Origin of the sequence: Actinosynnema pretiosum, assembly GCF_024171695.1 — a bacterium.
In the GTDB taxonomy this organism is placed as follows: domain Bacteria; phylum Actinomycetota; class Actinomycetes; order Mycobacteriales; family Pseudonocardiaceae; genus Actinosynnema; species Actinosynnema pretiosum.
In genome coordinates this window covers 101,298-122,985 of sequence record NZ_JAMTCF010000010.1, presented here as the reverse complement: position 1 = coordinate 122,985, position 21,688 = coordinate 101,298, and the positions used below count along the sequence as shown (strand labels likewise).

Genomic DNA, 21,688 nt, shown 5'->3' with positions numbered 1-21,688 from the left:
GGGGACGGTTCGCCTGGCCGTCCCCGCGCACTCCGCGCGCCAGGACCGCAGGGCGCTATCAGCGTTTCCCGCCGGGCGCGTGGCCGGAGGCCGGGCCGCGCACCGGGCGGGTGCCACGCCGCGCGCGGGGGAGGGGATGAGCCCGCTCCGCGTTATCCGGACCTGGCTGCTCCGAGTCGTGCGCCGGGCAGCCAGGTCGTTCGGCCGTGCTGTGGGGAGGTGGTCAGCGCAGGGCGCGGCTGATGCCCCCGGCCGCGATCCGCAGCGCCGTCACCAGGCGGGCGGGTTCGCGGCGGGTCGCGGTCACCACGCCGAGGGCGGCCACCACGTCACCCCGGCGGTCGAGCACCGGGACGGCCACCGAGCAGGTGCCCAGCGTCATCTCCTGCACCGTGCGCGCGAAGCCCCGGCGGCGCACCTCGGCCAGCTCGCGCAGCAGCCTGCCCGGCTCGGTGATCGTGTACGGGGTCACCTTCTCCGCGCACTGCACCGCCTCCGCGACCACCGGCTGCGGCGCGTGCGCCAGCAGCACCTTGCCCACGCCGGTGGCGTGCAGCGGCAGGTGCCCGCCGGGCCTGCTCACCACCGGCACCGACGAGTGCCCGTGCAGCCGCTCCAGGTACAGCGCCTCGTCGCCGTCGCGCACCGCCAGGTGCACGTTCTCGCGCGTGGCCTCGTAGAGGTCCTGGAGGAACGGCAGCGCCACGTCCCGCAGCCCGCCCTGCACGCGCGCCAGCAGCCCGAGCTGCCACAGCTTGCGGCCCACCACGTACCTGCGGTCGGGCAGCCGCTCCAGCACGTCCTGCGCGACCAGGTCGCTGGCCAGCCGGTGCGTCGTGGTCAGCGGCAGCCCGCTGATCCGCGCCAGGTCGGCCAGCACCAGGCCGTCCCGGTGCCCCTCGAAGGCGTTGAGCACGTCCAGCGCGCGGGCCATCACTCCCCGGCCGGGCTGGGATGTTCCACCTGCCACCCTGTTCCTCCACACGTACGGGCGGACTCCCCCGCGTGCAGCGGGGAGGGGTCAACCGCTGGTCGAACGGGACCCCGGACACCCGGCCGTCTGAGGGCGGGGGAGTGGGTCACGCGGCCGATCGTAGCCACGTCGCGAAGCCCGCCCGGACGGTGATCACCCGGTGCGGAGGCCCGGTTTTCCTGGGTGTTTTCGCTGCACGGGAGGCCGCCTTCCGGTGGGTGGCGCGCTCGGGTGGCGGGGGAGCGGGGGGCGTGCGCGGTACCTGGCAAAAGGTGTCGTGGGCCACGTTTCACCGTTTTGTCCCGTTCCCCGGTTCCGCAGGCCTGTTCAGGGAGTGGAGGAGCGCCGTGGTCGCGCTTCCGCCGCTGGTCGGGGCGGCGTTGGTGGGTCGTTCCGGTCAGCGGAAGGGGGGATGCGCCCCGCTGGGGTCGCAGTGGCGGGTGGGGTGTATGCGACGGCACTGAGACGGGTGGACCTGAGCGCTCTTCAGGTTATTCCTACTATTCCTTCAGTGTCGAACGAAACCAACGATCCCGATGGTCCGAACGTCCGAAAGGTCCAAGTAACCCAAAAACAACAACGACGAGGAGGGTGCCTTCGGCGACTTCGGGGGCGGGTGGTTCACGCCGTATGTCCCGGATGGTCGGTACTGGACCGGCTCACCAGCGGTTTTCGGTACGCGTGATTACCAAGACCACCCTTTTGCGGGGCATCGGTGGTGTCGTGCCAGGCCGCTAAGCTCACCGCCGATGATCACGCACGTCGTCGGCAGGGCGGCCGAGCTGGCCTACGTCACCGCGCGAGTCCAGCCCGGTTCGGGTGGCGCGCTGGTGCTGCTCGGTGATGCGGGCATCGGCAAGACCACGATCCTCGACCAGGTCTCCGAGCAGGCTCGGGAGGCGGGCACCACGGTGTTCCGCGCCCACGCGGGCGAGGTCGAGCAGGCGCTGCCCTACGCGGTGCTGCACCGGCTGCTGCGGCCGTTGCTGCACCTGTCCGACCGGTTGCCCCGCAGGCAGCGGGACGCGCTGCACGGTGCGTTCGGGCTGGCGGCGGCGGACCGGGCGAACAGCCTGCAGACCGGGTTGGCGGCGTTGACGCTGCTGTCCACGCGTGCCGACAGCGGGCCGCTGCTGGTGGTGCTGGACGACGCGCAGTGGGCGGACCGGGCCTCGCTGGACGTGGTGTCGTTCCTGGCGCAGCGCCTGGTGGGGGAGCCGATCGGGCTGCTGGTGGCCGCGCGCGCCACCATCCCGCCCGCCGGGTTCCAGGTGCCGGTGCTGCGGCTGCGGCCGTTGGCGGAGCGGGATGCCGAAGCGCTGCTGGACCGGCAGCCCGATCCGCCCGGTGGGGCGGTGCGGCGTGCGTTGCTGGACGCTGCCGCCGGGAACCCGCTGGCGCTCGTGACCTTGGCGGGTCAGGCGCCGGAAGTCGCCGAGGACACCGATCCGGTGCCGTTGGCGGACCGGTTGGAGCGGGCGTTCACCGCGCACCTGGCGGAGTTGCCGCAGGTGACGCGGGCGGCGCTGGTGGTGGCGGCGGCGGATGACAGCGCGGTGCTGCCGGGTGCGGCCGAGGCGTTGGAGCCTGCGGTCGTGGCCGGGTTGGTGCGGGTGCGGGAGGGCAGCGTGCACTTCCGGCACTCCGTGCTGCGGGCGGTGGTGTACCGGGGCGCGGGGTTCGCCGAGCGCAGGCGGGCGCACCTGCTGCTGGCGGAGGCCGCGCGGGACGATCCGGACCGGCGGGCGTGGCACCTGTCGGCGGCGAGCTCGGACCCGGACGAGGCGGTCGCGGCGGAGATCGCGGAGGCGGCGAGGCGGGCTGCTCGGCGCGGGGCGAACCAGGCGGCGCTGGACGCGTGGGAGCGGGCGGCGGACCTGACGCCCGAGGGTGAGCGGAAGGTGGCACGGCTGGGCGAGGCGGCGTTGACCGCGATGTCGTTGGGCAGGCACTCGCGGGCCCGGATGCTCGCGGCCAGGGCGGGTGCGGGGTCGCCGGGTCCGTCGTGGGCGTCGATGCTGGAGGCGACGGCGGTGCTGCGGCGCACCGTGCACCCGGATCAGGCGTTGGAGCTGGCGATGCCGATCGCGCGGGGTGCGGGCGGTGACCGGGCGACGCTGAACGCGGTGGGTCTGGTGGCGTACGCGGCTTACGCGATCGGTGAGCCGGGGTTGTTGGCCGGGTTGCTGGAGCCGGGGGACGACATCACCAGGCGGTTCGCGTCGGTGGTGGCGTTCCCGTTCGCGTCGGCCCCGCAGGTCGACACGGACCGGGGGCAGCAGAACGAGGTGGTGTTCGCGGGGGCGCTGGCGATCCTGCGCGACGAGTACGAGGCGGCGATCCAGCTGCTGGCCACGGCGGTGGACCAGCACGGTTCGGTGCGCTCGGCGGGTTTGGTGGCGTCGACCCTGGCCAAGGCCTACTGGCACACCGGCCGCTGGGCGGACGCCGAGGCGGTCCTGGCGCCGCTGGTGGCGGCGCACCGGGTGTCGCCGGACATAGGCACGATCGCCGCGACCACCCAGGCCGCCGCGCTCGCCGCGGTCCGGGGGGACGTGGCGATGGCGCGCAGGCACGTGGCGGACGCGCTCGACCTGGGGGCGCCTGGGGTGAGCCTGGACGCGGTGATGCACGCCCGCTTCGCGGAGGGGCTGGCCGCGACGGCGGTGGGTGACCACGCGGCGGCGTTCGAGGCTTACGCGGCGGTGTTCACCGAGGACGGCGAGCCGGTGCACTACTACCTGTCGCACTACGCGGTGGCCGACCTGGCGGGGGCGGCGGTCCACCTCGGGAGTTGGGGGTGGGGCGGTGCGCGGGCGGCTGGTGACGCGGGGACGGTTGGAGATGCCGGGACGGTTGGAGATGTTGGGGGCGCGGGAGCGGCTGGGGCGGGGGGTGGGGGAACTGATGGGAACGCCGGGGCGGCTGGAGACGCGAGGGGCCTGGAGGCCGGGGACATCGGGGGCACCACCGGGGATACCAGCACCACCGGGGATACCTGGGACCGCGTCGGTGGGGTTGGGGAGCTTGGCCGTGCGGGGGATGGCGGCGGCGCTGCGCGGATCGCTGGTGGTGCGGAGGGCGTCGATGGTGCGGCGGATGTCGGTCGCGCTCGGATAGCCGGTGGTGCTGCGGCTGGCAGTGGCCCGGCAGTTGGCAGTCGTTCAGCGGTTGGTGGCGGACGCCTGGGTGGTGCGGCCGGTGGTGCGGGAGAAGCCGGTGGTGTTGGGATAGCCGGTGGTGGGCCGGGGGGCGTTGGCGGTTCCGGGGTGGTTGGCGGTGGGGTGACGCCGTTGGAGTGGGCCGCTGTGGTGTTGCGCAGGACCGAGGAGTTGACCAGGGGGGACACCCCGCCGAGGTTGCGGTTGCTGATAGCCAGGGCTCGGCTGTTGGTTGGTCTTGATCCCGGTGAGCTGCCCGCCACCACCCCGTGGCCGTTCGAGCACGCCAAGTTGCTCTTGGACCAGGGGGAGCAGTTGCGCCGGTCCACTCCGGAGGGGCGGGACCCGCTGGAGGTTCGGGAGCGGGCTCGGGGGGCGTTGCGGGCGGCGTTGGAGTTGTTCGAGCGCTTGGGGGCTCGGCCTTGGGCTGAGCGGGCGCGGGTCGAGTTGGCGGCTACCGGGGCTGAGGTCACGCCCGTTGCCCGGACGGCGTTGGCCGGGTTGTCGCCTGAGCAGCAGGAGATCGTTCGGTTGGCGGCTTCGGGGATGACCACCAAGGAGATCGCCGAGCGGGTGCTGCTCTCGCGGCGGGCGGTGAACTTCCACCTGTACCAGGCGTTTCCGATGCTCGGGGTTACCAAGCGCTCGCAGTTGCGCGAGGTTGTCGGTGAGAACCCTGAGGGGCCTGCGGCTCCCGGACCCGTCGAACCGGCCAGCCCCGCCGGACCGGTTGAACCGGCCGGACCGGCCGGACCGGTTGAACCGGCTGAATCCGCCGGACTCGCCGAGGTGGGCTCGACCAAGGACGCGGTTGTGGACCAGCCTGGGGGTGAGGTCGCTGATGTGGCGGAAGACGCCCCCGGTGCCCCCGAGCGAGCGACCGGCGCGTAGCCACCCGTCCCCGTTACCTGTCCCGTCGTGCCTCCTGCAGCGCGTTCCTGTCGGTGCACGGTCCTGTGCCGCCCGCCGGTGTGCGTTCCTGTGTCGTCTGTGCAGGGGGTGGCGTTTCGGTCGGGTGGGTTCGGTGAGGGCTTTGGGCAGGTGCGTCTGTGGTGCACCTGCCCGTGTCGTGCTCGCCCTCCTGCGTCCGGTCTCCCCCTGCGTCCGGTCTACTGGGTCTTCTCGCGGGCGTCGGCCAGGTCCTCGTCGGTGGGGGCGTCGTCCTGGGCGAGGGCCTTGCGCCAGTAGCCGGTGAACTCCACCCGGCCTCGGTCAAGGCCTCGGTCCTGGACCAGGTGCCTGCGCAGGGCGCGCACCACCGAGGCTTCGCCTGCCACCCAGGCGGTGGAGGTTCCGGTGGGGAGTTCGGTGTCGGCGAGCGCGGTGGCCAGGTCGTCGACCCAGCGGATGCCGGGGAGGGGGAACGGCTGTTCCGGGCCGGTGCTCATGGCCAGGATCGTGGCGCCTTCGGGCAGGGACTCGATCAGGCTGGCCATGGCGGGCAGTGCGGTGGCGTCGCCTGCGAACAGGTACCAGTCGGCGCGCTTGAGGGGGCGGGTGTAGGCGGCGGAGGGGCCGTAGCGGCCGATCACGTCGCCGGGCTTCGCGGTGGTGGCCCAAGTGGTGGCGGGGCCGGGGGAGTCCTCGTGCAGGACGAAGTCGATGTCGACCTCGGACTGCTCCCTGCGGTGGTGGCGGATGGTGTAGCTGCGCATCCAGGGGCGTTCGGGTTCCGGGATGGCCATGAACGCCTGGTACCAGCCCATCCCGTAGGTGTCCTCCTCGTAGACGAGTTCGGGCAGGGGGCGGCCGGGGCGGGGGAAGAGGAGCTTCACCTGCTGGTCGGGCCAGGTGTGGATGGCGTCCAGGCCTTCGCCGGTGAAGGTGATCCGGACGACCTGGGGGACGACGAACTCGGTTTTGCTGACGGTCAGGGCAAGCATGGCGCACATCCTGGTGGTTGGCGGGAACGGCGTGATCACCACCCCGATAAATGATCTTGAGAGGGTGCCCCGTCCGGAAGGGGGTCGGGTGCCGGAAGGGGCGGGGTGACGGGGCTGGGGGCCGTGCGGGTCCCCGGAGCGGCGCGTGGCCGGGGGACCCGCACGGCGGTCCGGTCAGGCCGTGCCCACGTACTCCTTCAGGTGCCTGCCGGTCAGGGTGTGCGCCTGCGCGACCAGGTCTGCGGGGGTGCCCTCGAACACGATCCGCCCGCCGTCGTGGCCCGCGCCCGGCCCGAGGTCGATGATCCAGTCCGCGTGCGCCATCACGGCCTGGTGGTGCTCGATCACGATCACGGTGTTGCCCGCGTCGACCAGTCGGTCGAGCAGGCCGAGCAGTTGGTCGACGTCGGCCAGGTGCAGTCCGGTGGTGGGCTCGTCCAGGACGTAGGTGGCCCCGGCGTCGCCCATGCGGATGGCCAGCTTGAGGCGTTGGCGCTCGCCGCCGGACAGGGTGGTGAGGGGTTGGCCGAGCGTCAGGTAGCCGAGGCCGACGTCGGACATGCGCTCCAGGATCGCCCGCGCGGGCTTCTCGGTGAAGAACTCCAGCGCCTCGGCCACCGGCATCGCCAGCACCTCGCTGATGTCGCGACCGCGCAGCCGGTGCTCCAGCACCTGCGGGGTGAAGCGCTTGCCCTCGCACTCCTCGCACGGGGTGGCGACGCCCGCCATCATCGCGAGGTCGGTGTAGACCAGTCCGATGCCCTTGCAGCGCGGGCAGGCGCCCTCGGAGTTGGCGCTGAACAGGCCGGGCTTGACCTTGTTGGCCTTGGCGAAGGCGGTGCGGATCGGGTCGAGCAGGCCGGAGTAGGTGGCGGGGTTGCTGCGGCGCGAGCCCCGGATGGCGGACTGGTCGACGGTGACCACGCCGGGGCGGCCGTCGAGGGAGCCGTGGATCAGCGAGGACTTGCCCGAGCCCGCCACGCCGGTGACCACGGTGAGCACGCCTAGGGGGACGTCGACGCTGATGTCCTTGAGGTTGTGCAGGGTGGCGCCGGTGATGGGCAGCGTGCCGGTGGGGGTGCGGGGGTGCGCGCGCAGGGCGGCGCGGTGGCCGAGGTGGCGGCCGGTGCGGGTGTCGGAGGCGCGCAGGCCCGCTACGTCGCCGGTGTAGCAGATGTGGCCGCCGTGCGTGCCCGCTCCCGGTCCGAGGTCGACCACGTGGTCGGCGATCTCGATGGTCTCGGGCTTGTGCTCGACCACGAGGACGGTGTTGCCCTTGTCGCGCAGGTGCAGGAGCAGGCTGTTCATCCGCTGGATGTCGTGCGGGTGCAGTCCCACGGTGGGCTCGTCGAAGACGTAGGTGATGTCGCTGAGCGCTGATCCGAGGTGGCGGACCATCTTGACCCGTTGGGCCTCGCCGCCGGACAGGGTGCCGGACTGGCGGTCCAGGCTCAGGTAGCCGAGGCCGATGTGGACCAGGGAGTCCAGGGTGTGCCGCAGGGAGGTGGTCATGGGGGCGACGGAGGGGGCGTCGAGCTTGGCGGCCCAGTCGGCGAGGTCGCTGATCTGCATGGCGGAGCAGTCGGCGATGTTCAGGCCGTCGACCCGCGAGGAGAGCGCGGCCTCGTTGAGGCGGGCGCCCGCGCAGGCCGGGCAGGCGGTGAAGGTGGCGGCGCGGTCGACGAAGGCGCGCAGGTGCGGCTGGAGCGACTCGCGCTCCTTGGACAGGTAGAGGCGCTGGACCTTGTCGACCAGGCCCTCGTAGGTGACGTTGGTGGAGCCGAGCTTGACCTTGGTGGCCGCGCCGTGCAGGAGCTTGGCCAGTTCGTCGTCGGTGTAGTCGGCCAGCGGCTTGTCGGGGTCGAAGAAGCCGGAGGCGACGTAGGTCTGCACGTACCAGTTGTCGACGGTGAAGCCGGGCACGGTGATGGCCCCGCCGAGCAGGGACCTGGTCCGGTCGACGAGCTGGTCGACGTCGACGGCGGAGACCTTGCCCAGGCCCTCGCAGCGCGGGCACATGCCGTCGGGGAGGTTGAAGCTGAACGCGGCCGAGGTGCCGATGTGGGGGACGCCCAACCGGCTGAACAGGATGCGCAGCATGGTGTGCGCGTCGGTGGCGGTGCCGACCGTGGAGCGGGCGTTGGCGCCCATGCGCTCCTGGTCCACGACGATGGCGGCGCTGAGGTTGCGCAGCGAGTCGACCTCGGGGCGGCCGACGGTGGGCATGAAGCCCTGGACGAAGGCGCTGTAGGTCTCGTTGATCAGGCGCTGGGACTCGGCGGCGACGGTGCCGAAGACCAGCGAGGACTTGCCCGAGCCGGAGACGCCGGTGAACACGGTCAGCCTGCGCTTGGGGATGTCGACCGAGACGTCGGCCAGGTTGTTCACCCTGGCCCCGCGCACCTCGATCGCGTCGTGGCTGTCCGCTGCGTTGGGCATTCCCTGTTTCCCCCGTGGTTGTTTATGGCGTAAAGTGGTGGCGGGCTCGAAGGTACTTTAGGGTGTAAGGAGTTGCAAGTGGTTTTGTACGCTGGGCAGGGTGATGCTCGGCGGTCCCTGTCGCTGCTGTGGCGGGAGGACGCCGTCGACCAGGTGAGACCGGGGCCGAAGCAGGGGCTGACGGTCGACGCGATCGTGGACGCCGGGATCGCGGTGGCCGACGACGGCGGCATGGAGGCGCTGTCCATGCGCGCGGTGGGCGAGCGGTTGGGGCGGACCGCGATGGCGCTCTACACGTACGTGCCGGGCAAGACCGAGCTGGTGGACCTGATGTACGACCGGGTGCTCGCGGACCTGCCCGACCGGTACGACCTGGAGGGCGGGTGGCGGCCCGCGCTGGGGGAGTGGGCGTGCGACACCAGGGCGTTCTACCTGTGGCACCCGTGGGTGCTGCACGTCTCGCAGGCCCGTCCGGTGCTCGGGCCGAACGAGTTCGCGACCCTGGAGACGCTGGTGACGATCCTGCGGGAGACCGGGATCGACAAGGCCGGGCTGCGCGGGATCGTGGGGGCGCTGACCCAGTTCGTGCGGGGGGCCGCGCAGGTCACCGCCGACACGCGGGGGGCGGCGAAGGCGACCGGGGTCGGCGACGAGGAGTGGTGGTACGGGCGGGCGCCGCTGCTGGACGTGTACGACTTGAGCAACCGGTTCCCGATGGTGGTGTGGGTGAACGAGGACCCGCCGCCGTCGGTGGAGGTCTCCGGCGACGGGCCACCGGAGGGGGACGGGTACCTGGAGCGGGAGGCGGCGTTGAGCTTCACGGCGGGGTTGGAGGTGCTGCTGGACGGGATCGAGGTCGCGGCGGCGCGGGCTCGGGGGTGAGGCGGCGCGGGGTGGGACGGCCTCGCGGTGGCTGTGCCGGGTGGGCGCGGGCACCGGGGGTGGCCGCGGAGGGGGCTCCTGGCGGTCGGGTTCAGGGGTGTGCCAGCCGCCGCGTTCGACCGGGCGCGGTCGGGGCGCAGCCCTGGGGTGTGGGCGGTCCGGGGTGCAGTCCGGAGTGGCCCGGAAGTCCGAACCGGTCGGGCGACAGCCGGATGACGTGCGTCCGGCCGTCGTGGCGCGCGGCGGCCCAGGCCTCGGTGCTGGCCTCGGTGCTGGCGCGTCGGTGCTGACGTCAGCGCCGGTGCCGGTACCCGCCGGTCAGGCGTCGGGGGTGTCCGACAGGGGCAGTTCGGCGAGCACCCGGTCGCCCTCGACGCGCAGCGCGGCCCCGGACGCGCGCAGGACCGCGAGCGCGGCGGCGTTGTCGCTGGTGGTGTCGGCGAGCACCGCGCGCAGCCCGGCCCGCGTCGCCTGCGCCAGCACCAGCCGCAGCACGGCCTTGCCCACCCCCGCGCCGCGCGCGGACTTGGCCAGCCACATGCCGGTCTCGCCGTCGTCGGTCAACCGCGCCATCCCGGCCGTGCGACCGTCGACCAGGACCTCGAACGCGGGCATCCCCCGGTAGAAGGCGCGGAACTGCGCGTCGGTGCTCCAGCCGGGCGGCATGACGTCCTCGGGGTCGGCGTCGGCCAGCGCGACCTGCAGCAGCCGCTCGATCCCCGGCTCGTCCAGGGGGCGCAGGCTGACGCGCGGGGCGGCGGCGGGGTCTGGGGTTGGCATCGGTACATCGTGGCGGATCGCGCCGGGAGCGGTCACGTGGGATCACCGGTCTGTCGCGGATCGTGTTCGGGCGTGGCGGGACGCGACCGTCCGGGCTTCCCCCGATCGAGTGAGAATGTCCGGTTCGCCGGGCTTGCGATCACGTATCCGCTGGTAACGGGCGCGGCTCGCGGATCGATGGGCTGAACGGGCGCGGCGCGAAGGTCGCCGATCGGCGCACGCCGCCCCGCGTTGGTGCTGCCTATCGGACGGGAGCTGGGGATGGACATCGCGGAGCGGGCGCAGGCGCTGGCCATGAAGATCCGCAAGTTCAAGGCCGGGATCGAGACCGAGGAGGCGACCAAGAACGCCTTCGTGATGCCGTTCATCAGCATGGTCCTCGGCTACGACGTGTTCAACCCGGCGGAGGTCATCCCCGAGTTCACCGCCGACGTGGGCACCAAGAAGGGCGAGAAGATCGACTACGCCATCGTGCACGACGGGCAGGTGCAGGTCCTGCTGGAGGCGAAGAAGGTCAACGACCCGCTCAAGCTGGAGCACGCCTCGCAGCTGTTCCGCTACTTCGCGGCGACCAATGCCCGAATCGCGATCCTGACCAACGGCGAGGTGTACCAGTTCTACACCGACCTCGACGCGCCCAACCGCATGGACGCCAAGCCGTTCCTGGTCATGGACTTCTCCGACGTGGACGAGACGCTGCTGCCGGAGCTGGCGAAGCTGACCAAGGAGGCGTTCGACCTCGACTCGGTGATCAGCGCGGCCGGTGAGCTCAAGTACATCGGGCAGCTCAAGCGGGTGCTGGCCGCGCAGTTCAAGGAGCCCGAGGACGACTGGGTGAAGTTCCTGGCCACCCGCGTCTACGAGGGCTCGTTCACCCAGCGGGTGCGCGAGCAGTTCGCGCCGCTCGTGGACAAGGCGTGCCGCCAGTTCCTCAACGACCAGGTCAACGACCGGCTCAAGAACGCGCTCGGCGGCGGGTCGTACGTGCGCGGGGTCGGGGCGGCGCCCGCCGTCGAGGAGAGCGAGCCCGCGCCCGTCGAGGCGCCGCCCGCCGGGGTGGAGGAGCGCGGCAGCGACATCGTCACCACCGAGGAGGAGGTCGAGGGGTTCCGGATCGTGCGGGCCATCGTGTGCGGGGCGGTGCCCGCGACCAGGGTCTTCGCCCGCGACACCAAGACCTACTTCGGCGTGCTGCTCGACGACAACAACCGCAAGCCCATCGCCCGGCTGTGGTTCAACCGGTCCAAGAAGTACCTCGGGGTGTTCGACGAGCAGAAGGTCGAGACGCGGGTGGCGATCGACCGGGTCGAGGACATCTACCTGCACGCCGAGCTGCTGCGGCAGACCGTGACCCGGTACCTGGGTGCCTCGGCCGAACCTCCGGCCGCCTGAGACGTTCCAGGGGGAGGAGTCCCGAAGGGCGCACGGCCTCCGGGGTGCGGTCGCCGTAGTGCTCGCAGAAAAGCGAGCAGATATGGCTGAGCAGGCTCCTGAACAGGGGATCTGATACTGGATGGGGGCCGTGTTTGGCGACGTCGGTAGTCGCGGAGGAGGAACTGGAGCGCCTGCAGGGGCCCGGAGATCGGACGAGCTGTTCCGTTTCTTCACCCTGACACCAGGGGGGTCGCGTTCGTCGATCCCGGCCGCAGGCGTGGCCCGGCGAATCGGCCTAGGCCGGGCCGTGACACTGTGCACGTGGCTGCGTTTCGTGCCGGAGAAGGCGTCGGCAGTAGCGGTGGCCATGTTGGTCGACCAGCTTGGGGTCACTCCGGGCGCGCTTTGGTTCTACGGCAACCGTGTAGCGCGATCAGCTGTTGAGACGATTTGCGAGTTATGGATGTTGAGCTGGGGCAACTTTATCCTGTTCCGGCTCTGTTCAGGTTAACCACCTTTGAATGAAAGGCGCTGGGTGCATGGACTACGAGGGCCGTCTTGAATTGCGAATCTCTGATAATGCTGAACTGCTGTCGTTGCAGCGGCTGCTGAGTCTTGCTCAGAACACCTACGTGGAACGCGTCCCAGGGGCGCCCGTACCTGGTCTGCTCGGTGCAGCCGACTACCTGACCGTCGTCGGCAGCGGCGCCGGACTGATCGCTTTGATCAAGATGCTGCCGAACTTCCTCCGGGCACGCCGATCCGACCTTAGAATCGAGATCACCGATAAGGATGAGGCCGGCAAGGACAGGACTACCGCCATAACCGCGAAAAACGTCAAGGACGTCATGCCCATCGTGGTCGATCTAAGCAATAAGCTGCGCAATGAGTAAACCCTTACGACTGCATGAGCGCGGACAATCTGCAGCTGTGCTCATCGGCACCTGGGACTACGAGCACCTGCCCTCCGTACCGGCAGTCCGGCACAGCATGGACTGCATGTACGACCTTCTTACCGGGCCTGCCATCGGCTGGCCGAAAGCCGACGTCACCCGCATCGACAACCCGGCAAACCCAGGAGATCTTGCTGACCGGCTGATGACCGTCTTCGACCGCGTAACCGACGTGGCGCTATTCTATTATGTCGGCCACGGTCAGGACGACCACAATGGCGAACTGTGCCTTGGGTTGGGCAACTCGCGACTGGAACTGCACCGGCGCTCCACCACCAGCCTGGAGTACCGCTCCGTACGGGGGGCCCTGCATCACAGCAATGCCTCCGTCAAGATCGTTATTCTCGATTGTTGCTATTCGGGAATTGCTGTGGACCCCAAGCACTCGCTCGGCTCCTCGGAAAGTCGAGCCAATCTCCTCCTGCGCAGGACGGATCAACCCGAGGCGTACGTGATCACCGCCAGCAGTGCCTACCAAGAAGCGTGGTGTGAAACGGACACGGAGTACGGGCGGAAACCGCACACCTACTTCACGAAGTACCTCGCGGACACCGTCGGACAGGGCGTGCCACAGCGGCCGGCCAACTTAACGCTCGGCCTACTCTTCAAAGCGGTCAAAGAACGGCTGACAGCGAAAAATTTGCCAACTCCGCAGATGCGCAGTGTCGGCGAACCTGAGGGTTACATTTTTACACGCAACCTGGCACCGTCGGAGACTCGCAACGATCCATGGGAAACCAACCGACGACTAGAAGCCGAGAACGCCGAACTGCGTGCTCAGATTGCCACTCGGGGGCACACTGTCGACGGCGAGCAAAGTGTCGCAGAAAAAGATCTGCACGAGCGGCAAGCCGTCGTTGACGACCTGCAGGCGGCAAACGGAATCTCCTCAGCGGAGTTGGACAGCCACCTCACTATGAAATCCGTCCTCGCGAGCCTTGCGTCGAAGCGCGAACAGCCAGTACAGCCGAACTCAACGCAGTCTGCTCCCCAGCCATAAAAGCCCGCAATGTCGTCCCAGGCGGCATCATCATCGGATAGTCCGGCGCCAACCGCCACCGGTCCACGCACAAACATCTCCGGTGAACTGCGACGACTGCGCGAAGCGGCTGGCGACCCATCAACACAGGAAATTGCACGCCAGACTCGACTCGGCGGCACTCCGATGAGCGAGTCGGCCATCCATGAAATCATGACAGGCCGACGGAACCCGTCAATGGACGAAATTCTCGCCGTAGTCCACGCATGCGGTACACACGCGGACGATACTGGCCGCCGCTTACCTTCCAGCGACTATGACGGTGAGGTCTGGCGTACCCGCCACGAAAACCTCGTTCCCCCGCCACCGATGGCACGCCCAACGCAGCCTGCCTCAGTGAACCAACTGATCGTGCCTAGCGCGCAGGCCGAGCGGCGGCTGATCGTCCCCGTGGGCGCATCGCGAGGCCAGCAGACTGAGGAAGTCCGCGAAGCGCGCCGGCTCGAAGGAGAGGGACGCCACGGAGACGCTGAGCGGATTCTACGACGTGAAGCCAGAAACGGCTCGATCGACGCCAAGTACGAAATCGCCGCTATGTACTGGCGGCAGGGCCGCCGGGACGATTGCATCCAGGCGCTTCGCGAGGCGAAGGAGGCTGGCTCGGCCAGCGCAGCAGACGCGCTGGAGCGCCTTCGGCGCGGTCGCGGAGAAACTACCTTCAAGCCTTGAATCAGTCGACTGCCAATATCGAAGGTTATCGCAGGGTTGTGGAGGTGTTCGGGGACTCCGGGCGGTCGGTGGGCACCTAGTGTCATGCCTACCGGAGAGACGGGTGTGACGGCTTGGCACCCCACAGAGGAGGACGTCCTGGTCCGGTCGAACTGATCAATGCGGAGGGTCGGGGCGCGTTGTTCGTGGCGATGGCCCCACACCCCGGAGGAGTTGCTGATCGCGGGCCGTTGTGGACCCGCCAAACCGTGGTCAAACTGATACCGAGCAGCAGCCCGCTCCGATGCGCGCGTGGCCGGGTGATCAGTATCCGGTGGTCGAGGCCAGGGCGAAGACCCAGGAAGCGGCGATCGCGTGGGTCGACCAGCGTGGGCTGCGCTCGGATGCCGTGCCGCCCGGCCGCTCCCAGGTGCCGAAGGGGCGTGCGTCGATCATGCAGTGGCCGGAAAACGGCTGCGGGCCAACGTCATGTCCACAGTCGCCTCGTGGGGCGCGTTGTGGTTCACCGAACTGTTCACCGCTGCCGTGTTCACGGGCTTCCTTATATCGACTGGCTTGCGCACGAGAACCGCCGGTTCCTGCGCCGCCGTCAACGCCAGCCGCACATCGTTCGTGACTACTCCAGACACCACACGTCCGCTACGTCGCCATGTAGACAACTGAACACTTTCTACCCAGTAGGCGCGGGTCCGCCGGGCACGAGGTTCGGGGTTTTCGGCGCGCTCGGTGAGCGGCGGGGCGCTCGGTGTGAGCAGAATGGGCGTCAGGACCCCGATCACCACAGGTGTGGTACCACAGCTGTGGTGGTTGAGGGCGGCCTCCAGTGCAACTGGGTCGCCCGCCCGCCTGGACAGTAACGGCGGGTAGGGGTGCGTAGCAATGCCCGCCAACGGAGCAGCGCGCTGCGGTGAACGGCGGCTCGCGGACGGGGCGGGGCCGGGCCCACCAGCGGTTACCCGGACCGCCGGCGCACCACGGGTACCCCGTTCGCGCCGGGAAGAAGCTCAGGTGATCAGACCCGGCAGAACCGCCGCCGAGCGCCTGCGGCGCAGCCACACCTTGCGCGACCCGTCGCCGAACAGCAGCGTCCTGGCCAGCTCCCACCCGGCGAACTCCGCGTGGATGCTCAGCTGCGTCGCCGCCGCCCGCCGCGACACGCCCGGCGGCAGCCGCAGCGGCCGGTACTCCCAGTCGCCCTCGACCACCGCGTCGCCCACCGACGGCTGCTCGCTCACGGCTCGATCACCTGCACTCCCTCGCCGCCCGCCGAGGCCACGTACACCCGGCCGGTCTCCGGGTCCACCGCCACCGAGTCGGGCTGGCGGACGGTCGCGTAGCGGTGGACCTCCTTCGGCTCACCGCCTGCGACGTCGAACGCGACGACCTCGTTGCGCTCGGTCAGCGTGATCCACGCCAGGTCGGTGCGCTCGTCGTAGGCCAGGCCGTACGGGGCGCCCGGCAGCGGGTAGCGCTGGCGCATGATCAGCGGGCTGCTGGAGAACGCCATGAACTCGCCGCCCCTGGTGTCCACCACCAGCACCCGCCCGTACCGGTCGGCCACCGCGTTCGTCGCGCCCTCGCCCGCACGCAGGCCCGCGCCCGGTCGCTCGGCTGCCGGGTCCACGTCGAAGACCGCGCTGCGCGGTCGGTCGAGCACGATCGCCTTGTCGCCGAAGGCCAGCACCCGGTCGGGGCTGGAGAAGCCCGCCATCGTGCGCCCGCCCAGGTCAAGGTCCTTGGCCTCGCGCCGGGCCACCACGAGCTTCCCGCCCACCCGCGCCACGTCGACCGGCGCGCCGCCGACCTCCTGCGAGGTGGTGCTCGCGTCCGGGCGCACGGTCACCACGACGCCGCTGCCCGGCACCGGGGCCAGCACGTCCGCGCCGTCCACGACCAGCGACTCCACCGGTCCCGGCAGCGCCGCCGTCAGCGGGTCGCCGCCCGCGAGCGGGTACAGGGCCACGGACGGCGGGTCGGTCAGCGCCACGGCCAGGTGCGTGCCGGTGACGGCCAGCGCGCTCGCCGCGCCCGAGGGCAGCACCTGCCCGACGGGGGCGGTGGTGGTCGCCGGGGAGGCGGCGGGGGTGGCCGGGTACAGGGTCGCGGCGACCTGGAGCGGGTCCGACGGGGTGTCCTCGACGGAGCAGCCGGTGACCAGGAACGCCCCGGTCAGCACCACCGCGGCCAGACGACGCACTGTTGGACCTCCAGTTAACCCGTTCGCACAACCGGACCCCAGCATCCATCACCGAACGGCCGCCGTCACGCAGGGGGAGGGTGGAATCGCTGGTCCGGCGAGGTGATACGGCCCCCGCCGACACCCACCCAGGGACACCATGCCCGGTGAACGGGAGGAGGGCGCATGACGGTGGACCGGCTCAAGGAGCGGCACCAGGAGCTGCTGCGCAACCGGAGGGTCGTGGACCACCTCGACCCCCTTCCCCGCCCCGTCCGCCCGGACGGCCGCTACCACACCTGGGCCACGGTCGGCGGCGAGCGGCGCGAGGTGCTGCTGGGACGGTTGGTCGAGGTCAGGCTGCGTCCACCGGCCTACCGGCAGGAGCGGCTGCGGGACTGGCAGACCGCGCTGGAGGCGGCGCTGCCGCCGGTGCTGCGGCTGTCCTGGGCGACAGGCCTGCCGGTGACCACGCCGCTGCACCCGGCGGTGTTCCCGACCGGCGCGCTGGACGGGCTGTGCCACCCGGTGCCCGGCGGCGGGGCGCTGCTGCTGGTGGACAGCGGCCTGCTGGACCTGCTGCGCGGGGTGGTGAAGATCATGGTGGCGGCCGGGCCGGAGGGCGGTGAGCCGCTGCTGGTGGGGGACCGGGTCGGGTACGCGCTGGCCGAGGCGTTCAACGCGCACCTGCACGGCAACGGGGCCGCCCGTCCCAGACCGCTCCCGGAGCTGTCCGGGGCGCGCGCGGCGGTCGCGGGGGAGCTGTGGCGGCACGCGCTGGGGTTCCTGCTGGCCCACGAGGTGGCGCACGTGCTGCGCGGGGACCTGGTGTCGGGTGTCCGGTGGACGGAGGCGCGCACCCCGGTGGGGGCGCTGGACGCGAGGTCGGTGGGCTGGCCGGGCGAGCACGACGCGGACCGGTTGGCGGCCTCGGTGCTGCTGCGCGACGTGGACCGGGCGGCCCCGCGCGAGCGCGACGAGCGGGAGCGGCTGCTGGTGGTGGGGCTGCTGCTGCCGCTGTTCCTGCAGGAGGCGGTGCACGCGCTGGCCGAGCGCACCGGGGCGCCGGTGCCGTTCGCGGGCTGCCACCCGCCCGCCGCGACCAGGGTGGGGGCGCTGGTGGAGCACCTGGCGCGCCGGGTGCGGGCTCCGGGGGCGGTGGAGCGGGCCGCGCGGGCCTCGGCGTGGCTGGAGGAGGCGGTGGACGGGGCGCCGCCGTGGCTGCTGGCGGCGCGGGAGCTGGCGGAGGAGGAGCCGGAGCCCGGTCGTGAGCGGGCGGCGGCGCACCACCCGGCCAAGCGGCGGGGCAGGCGCGTGGGCAGGCAGGCGGGGAGCGGCGCCCAGGCGGGGCGGACCCCGCCGACCCCGCCGACCGGGCAGACGGGGCAGACCGGGCAAGGTGCGGGGCGTGGCGGGCCGGACGAGGGCTGAGCGCGAGGCGGGACGCGGGAGCGGGACCTGGGCGGGGCGCGGCGGCGGGTGGTTCCGCGCCGCGCGCCCGCGCTCAGCCCAGCGCGGTCTCCGGGTAGCCGAACCCCACCGCGCTCACGTCGTCCAGCGCCGCCCGGATCGCGGACGGCAGCACGAGGTCCTCGCTGGCCAGGGACGCCACCAGCTGCACGGTGTCCCTGGCCCCCACGATCGGCGCGACCACGCCGGGCCGGTCCCGCACCCACGCCAGCGCCACCCGCAGCGGCGAGCTGCCCAGGCCCTCGGCGGCGGTCAGCACGGCCTGCACGATCCGCCCGGCCCGCTCGGTGCGGTGCCGCTCCACGTACCCGGCCAGCGCCTCGGAGGCCCCGCGCGAGTCGGCGGGCGTGGAGTGCCGGTACTTGCCGGTGAGCACGCCGCGCCCCAGCGGCGCCCACGGCAGCAGCCCCACCCGGTGGTGCAGCGCGGCGGGCACGACCTCGCGCTCCACACCTCGCTCCACCAGCGAGTACTCGACCTGGTCGGACACGATCGGGGTGTGGCCGGGCAGGGTGGCGGCGGTGCCCAGCTGCCAGCCGCAGTAGTTGGACACCCCGGCGTAGCGGACCTTGCCGGAGGCGATGGCCGCGTCGAGCGCGGACAGGGTCTCGTCCAGGGGCACGGCCGGATCCCAGGCGTGCAGCTGCCACAGGTCGACGTGGTCCACGCCGAGCCTGCGCAGCGAGCCGTCGAGCGCGGCCAGCAGCGCCCCGCGCGAGGCGCCGCCGCCGAACGGGCCGTCGTCGCGCCGCGCGACCGCCTTGGTCGCCAGCACCACCCGATCGCGTGGCACGACCTCGCCCAGCAGTGCGCCGAGGATGCGCTCCGCTTCCCCGTCGGAGTAGACGTCGGCGGTGTCCACGAGCGTGCCGCCCGCCTCGGTGAAGGCCTGGAGCTGGCTCGCCGCCTGGTCGGGCCCGGTGTCCAGGCCCCAGGTCATGGTGCCGAGCCCGAGCCGGGACACCCGCAGACCGCTGCGTCCCAGGTATCGCTGTTCCACGCGGCGAAGCCTAGAGGGTGATCACCTGGCCATCGTGGTTACCGGTCGGTAGGGTCCGCGTGTGCGACTGGGACTGAACCTCGGGTACTGGGGCGCGGGCAACGACGCCGCGAACCTCGAACTGGCCAGGGAAGCCGACCGGCTCGGCTTCTCCGTGGTCTGGGCGGCGGAGGCCTACGGGTCGGACGCGCCGTCCGTGCTCTCGTGGGTGGCCGCCCACACCGAACGCGTGGACGTGGGCAGCGCCATCATGCAGATCCCCGCCAGGACACCGGCGATGGCCGCGATGACGGCGGCCACCCTGGACACCCTGTCCGGCGGGCGGTTCCGGATGGGGCTGGGCGTGTCCGGGCCGCAGGTGTCGGAGGGCTGGCACGGGGTGCGCTTCGACAAGCCGCTCGCGCGCACCCGCGAGTACGTGGAGATCGTGCGCACCGCGCTGCGCCGCGAGCGGCTCAGGCACGAGGGCGAGCACTACGTGCTGCCGCTGCCGGACGGCCCCGGCAAGGCGCTCACCCTCACCGTGCACCCCGTGCGCGAGCACATCCCGCTCTACCTGGCCGCCGTCGGCCCGAAGAACGTCCAGCTCGCGGGCGAGATCGCCGACGGCTGGCTGGCCCTGTTCTTCTCCCCCGAGCAGGCCGGGGAGTCCCTCGACCTGCTGCGCGCAGGCCGCGAGAAGGCCGGGAAGGGCCTCGACGGGTTCGACGTGGTGCCCACCGCGCCGCTGGTCGTCGGCGAGGACTGGCGGGCCTGCGCGGACCTGGTGCGGCCGTACGCGGCGCTGTACGTGGGCGGCATGGGCAGCAGGCAGAAGAACTTCTACAACGACCTCGCGGTGCGCATGGGCTACGCCGCCGAGGCCGCCGAGGTGCAGGAGCGGTACCTGGCCAAGGACTACGCGGGGGCGATGGCGGCGCTGCCGCTGGAGTTCCTGGACGCCACCTCGCTGCTCGGTCCGGTGGAGCGGATCGCCGACCGGATGGCCGCCTACGCCCAAGCGGGGGTCACGACGCTGACCGTCTCGCCCATGCTGCAAGATCTGGCCCAGGGGACGGCCGCGCTCCGCGCGGCGTCCGAGGCCTTGGATCTGGCGGGAGTGGGTAGTTGAGCTGGTTGCAGGCCATCGTCCTCGGCCTGGTGCAGGGACTCACGGAATTCCTCCCCATCTCGTCGTCGGCGCACGTGCGCATCGTGTCCACGCTGTTCTTCGGCAACGACGCGGGCGCCTCGTTCACCGCGGTGATCCAGCTGGGGACCGAGCTGGCAGTGCTGATCTACTTCGCCAAGGACATCGGCGGACTGCTGTCCGCCTGGTTCAAGGGCTTGTTCAGCAAGGCCGCCCGGAAGACCGAGAACTACCGGATGGCGTGGTACGTCATCCTCGGTTCGATTCCGATCAGTGTTCTTGGCCTGGTGTTCAAGGACCAGATCCGCTCGTCGCTGCGGAACCTGTGGATCACGGCGATCGTGCTGATCGTGTTCGGCATCCTGCTCGGCGTGGCGGACCACGTCGGCAAGCAGGTGCGCTCGAAGTTGGAGATGAAGGACGCCGTCGGCATGGGCTTCGCCCAGGCCATGGCGCTCATCCCCGGTGTCTCCCGCTCCGGCGGGACGCTCACCGCGGGGTTGTTCCTGGGGCTGGACCGGGCCTCCGCGGCCCGGTACTCGTTCCTGCTGGCGCTGCCCGCCGTGTTCGGCGCGGGCCTGTTCAGCATCCCGGACGTGCTCGACCGGTCCGAGGCGAACGCCGCCTCGGTGCCGCAGATGATCGTGGCGACGCTGGTGTCGTTCGTGGTCGGCTACGCCACCATCGCGTGGCTGCTGCGGTACGTGTCGAAGCACAGCTACTCGGTGTTCGTGTGGTACCGGCTGCTGCTGGGCCTGGTGCTGATGGGTCTGCTGTCCATGGGGCTGATCAGCGCGACCTGAGTTCGGCGGAACCTGGTTTTCCCCGGTGGCCCGGAACGCGACGACGCGTTCCGGGCCACCGGCGTCCGCAGGGTGCGACGGGTCCCGCGCGGTGATCGGTTCGCGGGGCGATTTAGGCTGGCAGCGTGGCTACTGTGATCCTTCTGCGGCACGCGCGCTCGACCGCCAACGGCTCCGCGATCCTGGCGGGCAGGCAACCGGGGGTGCGGCTCGCGGAGGACGGCGAGCGGCAGGCCCGCGCGCTCGTCGACCGGCTCGCCGGGGTGCGCCTGGACGCGGTGGTGACCTCGCCGCTGGAGCGCTGCGGGCAGACCCTGGAGCCGCTGCTGGCCGAGCGCGGCCTCACCGCGGCCGTGGAGCCGGAGCTGGCCGAGGTCGAGTACGGCGAGTGGACCGGAAGGCCCATCAAGGAGCTGCTGCAGGAGCCGCTGTGGAAGGTGGTGCAGCAGCACCCGTCCGCCGCGGTGTTCCCCGGCGGCGAGGGGCTGGCGCGGGTGCAGGCCAGGGCGGTGGCGGCGGTGCGGGCGCACGACGCGCGGATCACCGAGGAGTTCGGGCCCGGCGCGGTGTGGCTGGCGTGCAGCCACGGCGACGTGATCAAGTCGCTGCTGGCGGACGCGCTGGGCGCGCACCTGGACGGGTTCCAGCGGATCGTGGTCGACCCGGCGTCGCTGTCGGTGGTCCGGTACACCGAGACCCGGCCGTTCGTGCTGCGGGTCAACGACAACGGCGGCGACCTGGCGGGCGTGGTGCCCCCGGTCGAGAAGCCCGCGTCCTCGGACGCGGTCGTGGGTGGCACCACCGGGGCGTGAGCTCGACCTCGGAGAGGGTGGCCCCCGGCCGGGGCAGGGTGGGCCGGGGGCCACTGGTCCTGTGCGCGCCCGGCCTGCGGGGTGACCGGGCGATCTGATCGTATGGCGGGAAACCCGCTGGTGAGCGCGGTCCCGCAATTTAGGA

At 71.4% G+C, this 21,688-nt stretch carries 18 protein-coding genes and 1 pseudogene; 11 read left to right on the top strand and 8 right to left on the bottom strand.

All coding sequences use genetic code 11. The features are described 5' to 3' along the window. Positions 1-223: 223 nt before the first annotated feature. Positions 224-970 carry an IclR family transcriptional regulator gene (locus LV78_RS21445; RefSeq protein WP_253847167.1) on the bottom strand — a complete coding sequence of 249 codons (747 nt, stop codon included), beginning with the start codon at positions 968-970 and terminating at the stop codon, positions 224-226. Positions 971-1,722: 752 nt separating this feature from the next. On the opposite strand from LV78_RS21445, the gene LV78_RS40900 reads away from it, so the two are divergent. Further along, complete coding sequence (locus LV78_RS40900) at positions 1,723-5,025, top strand: AAA family ATPase (protein WP_301307001.1); 3,303 nt, start codon at positions 1,723-1,725, stop codon at positions 5,023-5,025. 218 nt (positions 5,026-5,243) lie between these two features. On the opposite strand, the gene LV78_RS21425 is transcribed toward LV78_RS40900, so the two are convergent. Further along, the gene (locus LV78_RS21425; RefSeq protein ID WP_253847165.1) at positions 5,244-6,017 is read right to left on the bottom strand and encodes a siderophore-interacting protein; all 774 of its coding nucleotides are present in this window, start codon (positions 6,015-6,017) and stop codon (positions 5,244-5,246) included. Between the two features lie 174 nt (positions 6,018-6,191). Beyond that, positions 6,192-8,456 carry an ATP-binding cassette domain-containing protein gene (locus tag LV78_RS21420; protein WP_253847158.1) on the bottom strand — a complete coding sequence of 755 codons (2,265 nt, stop codon included), beginning with the start codon at positions 8,454-8,456 and terminating at the stop codon, positions 6,192-6,194. Between the two features lie 78 nt (positions 8,457-8,534). Between LV78_RS21420 and LV78_RS21415 the strand changes: the two genes are divergently transcribed. Beyond that, complete coding sequence (locus LV78_RS21415) at positions 8,535-9,338, top strand: TetR/AcrR family transcriptional regulator (protein ID WP_253847156.1); 804 nt, start codon at positions 8,535-8,537, stop codon at positions 9,336-9,338. A 318-nt stretch (positions 9,339-9,656) separates the two neighbouring features. Here the strand turns inward: LV78_RS21415 and LV78_RS21410 are convergent, their stop codons facing one another. Continuing rightward, the gene (locus LV78_RS21410) at positions 9,657-10,118 is read right to left on the bottom strand and encodes a GNAT family N-acetyltransferase (protein WP_253847155.1); all 462 of its coding nucleotides are present in this window, start codon (positions 10,116-10,118) and stop codon (positions 9,657-9,659) included. A 261-nt stretch (positions 10,119-10,379) separates the two neighbouring features. On the opposite strand from LV78_RS21410, the gene LV78_RS21405 reads away from it, so the two are divergent. The 5 genes and pseudogenes from LV78_RS21405 to LV78_RS21390 all read left to right on the top strand — a co-directional run bounded on the left by LV78_RS21405 (position 10,380) and on the right by LV78_RS21390 (position 14,153). Next, positions 10,380-11,510 (top strand): type I restriction endonuclease, encoded by a 1,131-nt coding sequence (locus LV78_RS21405; protein ID WP_253847153.1) that lies wholly within the window; start codon positions 10,380-10,382, stop codon positions 11,508-11,510. 521 nt (positions 11,511-12,031) lie between these two features. Beyond that, positions 12,032-12,385 (top strand): effector-associated constant component EACC1, encoded by a 354-nt coding sequence (locus tag LV78_RS21400; protein WP_253847151.1) that lies wholly within the window; start codon positions 12,032-12,034, stop codon positions 12,383-12,385. A gap of 37 nt (positions 12,386-12,422) precedes the next feature. Then, positions 12,423-13,445, top strand: coding sequence for a caspase family protein (locus LV78_RS21395; protein WP_253847149.1), 1,023 nt, complete (start codon positions 12,423-12,425; stop codon positions 13,443-13,445). 9 nt (positions 13,446-13,454) lie between these two features. Further along, a pseudogene (locus LV78_RS42045) lies at positions 13,455-13,700 on the top strand (helix-turn-helix domain-containing protein); the annotation flags it as partial. Positions 13,701-13,820: 120 nt separating this feature from the next. After that, positions 13,821-14,153, top strand: coding sequence for a hypothetical protein (locus tag LV78_RS21390; RefSeq protein WP_253847148.1), 333 nt, complete (start codon positions 13,821-13,823; stop codon positions 14,151-14,153). Positions 14,154-14,584: 431 nt separating this feature from the next. Here LV78_RS21390 and LV78_RS21385 read toward each other — a convergent pair whose 3' ends face one another. From LV78_RS21385 to LV78_RS21375, 3 genes are all read right to left on the bottom strand, one after another. After that, on the bottom strand, positions 14,585-14,932 hold the full coding sequence (locus tag LV78_RS21385) for a hypothetical protein (RefSeq protein ID WP_253847146.1): 348 nt from the start codon (positions 14,930-14,932) through the stop codon (positions 14,585-14,587). Between the two features lie 225 nt (positions 14,933-15,157). Continuing rightward, positions 15,158-15,388 (bottom strand): DUF5703 family protein, encoded by a 231-nt coding sequence (locus LV78_RS21380; protein WP_253847145.1) that lies wholly within the window; start codon positions 15,386-15,388, stop codon positions 15,158-15,160. Next, positions 15,385-16,350 carry a YncE family protein gene (locus tag LV78_RS21375; RefSeq protein WP_253847143.1) on the bottom strand — a complete coding sequence of 322 codons (966 nt, stop codon included), beginning with the start codon at positions 16,348-16,350 and terminating at the stop codon, positions 15,385-15,387. Before LV78_RS21375 ends, LV78_RS21380 begins: the two co-directional genes overlap by 4 nt. 165 nt (positions 16,351-16,515) lie before the next feature. Between LV78_RS21375 and LV78_RS21370 the strand changes: the two genes are divergently transcribed. Beyond that, complete coding sequence (locus LV78_RS21370) at positions 16,516-17,760, top strand: hypothetical protein (RefSeq protein WP_253847142.1); 1,245 nt, start codon at positions 16,516-16,518, stop codon at positions 17,758-17,760. 73 nt (positions 17,761-17,833) lie between these two features. On the opposite strand, the gene LV78_RS21365 is transcribed toward LV78_RS21370, so the two are convergent. Then, the gene (locus tag LV78_RS21365; protein ID WP_253847140.1) at positions 17,834-18,799 is read right to left on the bottom strand and encodes an aldo/keto reductase; all 966 of its coding nucleotides are present in this window, start codon (positions 18,797-18,799) and stop codon (positions 17,834-17,836) included. 61 nt (positions 18,800-18,860) lie between these two features. Here LV78_RS21365 and LV78_RS21360 point away from each other — a divergent pair, with 61 nt between their 5' ends. The 3 genes from LV78_RS21360 (at position 18,861) to LV78_RS21350 (ending at position 21,543) form a co-directional block, all read left to right on the top strand. Next, entirely contained in the window at positions 18,861-19,910 is a 1,050-nt protein-coding gene (locus LV78_RS21360; protein WP_253847138.1) for an LLM class F420-dependent oxidoreductase, read from the top strand. After that, positions 19,907-20,731 (top strand): undecaprenyl-diphosphate phosphatase, encoded by an 825-nt coding sequence (locus LV78_RS21355; protein WP_253847136.1) that lies wholly within the window; start codon positions 19,907-19,909, stop codon positions 20,729-20,731. Before LV78_RS21360 ends, LV78_RS21355 begins: the two co-directional genes overlap by 4 nt. Positions 20,732-20,856: 125 nt before the next feature. Further along, positions 20,857-21,543, top strand: a complete 687-nt coding sequence (locus LV78_RS21350) for a histidine phosphatase family protein (protein ID WP_253847134.1) — start codon at positions 20,857-20,859, stop codon at positions 21,541-21,543. Positions 21,544-21,688 lie beyond the last annotated feature (145 nt).

Excerpts from the sequence above, each read along its gene's own strand:
- LV78_RS21405 (WP_253847153.1), top strand. The coding sequence starts at position 10,380 with ATGGACATCGCGGAGCGGGCGCAGGCGCTGGCCATGAAGATCCGCAAG.
- LV78_RS21425 (WP_253847165.1), bottom strand. The coding sequence starts at position 6,017 with ATGCTTGCCCTGACCGTCAGCAAAACCGAGTTCGTCGTCCCCCAGGTC.
- LV78_RS21370 (WP_253847142.1), top strand. The coding sequence starts at position 16,516 with ATGACGGTGGACCGGCTCAAGGAGCGGCACCAGGAGCTGCTGCGCAAC.
- LV78_RS40900 (WP_301307001.1), top strand. The coding sequence starts at position 1,723 with ATGATCACGCACGTCGTCGGCAGGGCGGCCGAGCTGGCCTACGTCACC.
- LV78_RS21420 (WP_253847158.1), bottom strand. The coding sequence starts at position 8,456 with ATGCCCAACGCAGCGGACAGCCACGACGCGATCGAGGTGCGCGGGGCC.
- LV78_RS21410 (WP_253847155.1), bottom strand. The coding sequence starts at position 10,118 with ATGCCAACCCCAGACCCCGCCGCCGCCCCGCGCGTCAGCCTGCGCCCC.
- LV78_RS21400 (WP_253847151.1), top strand. The coding sequence starts at position 12,032 with ATGGACTACGAGGGCCGTCTTGAATTGCGAATCTCTGATAATGCTGAA.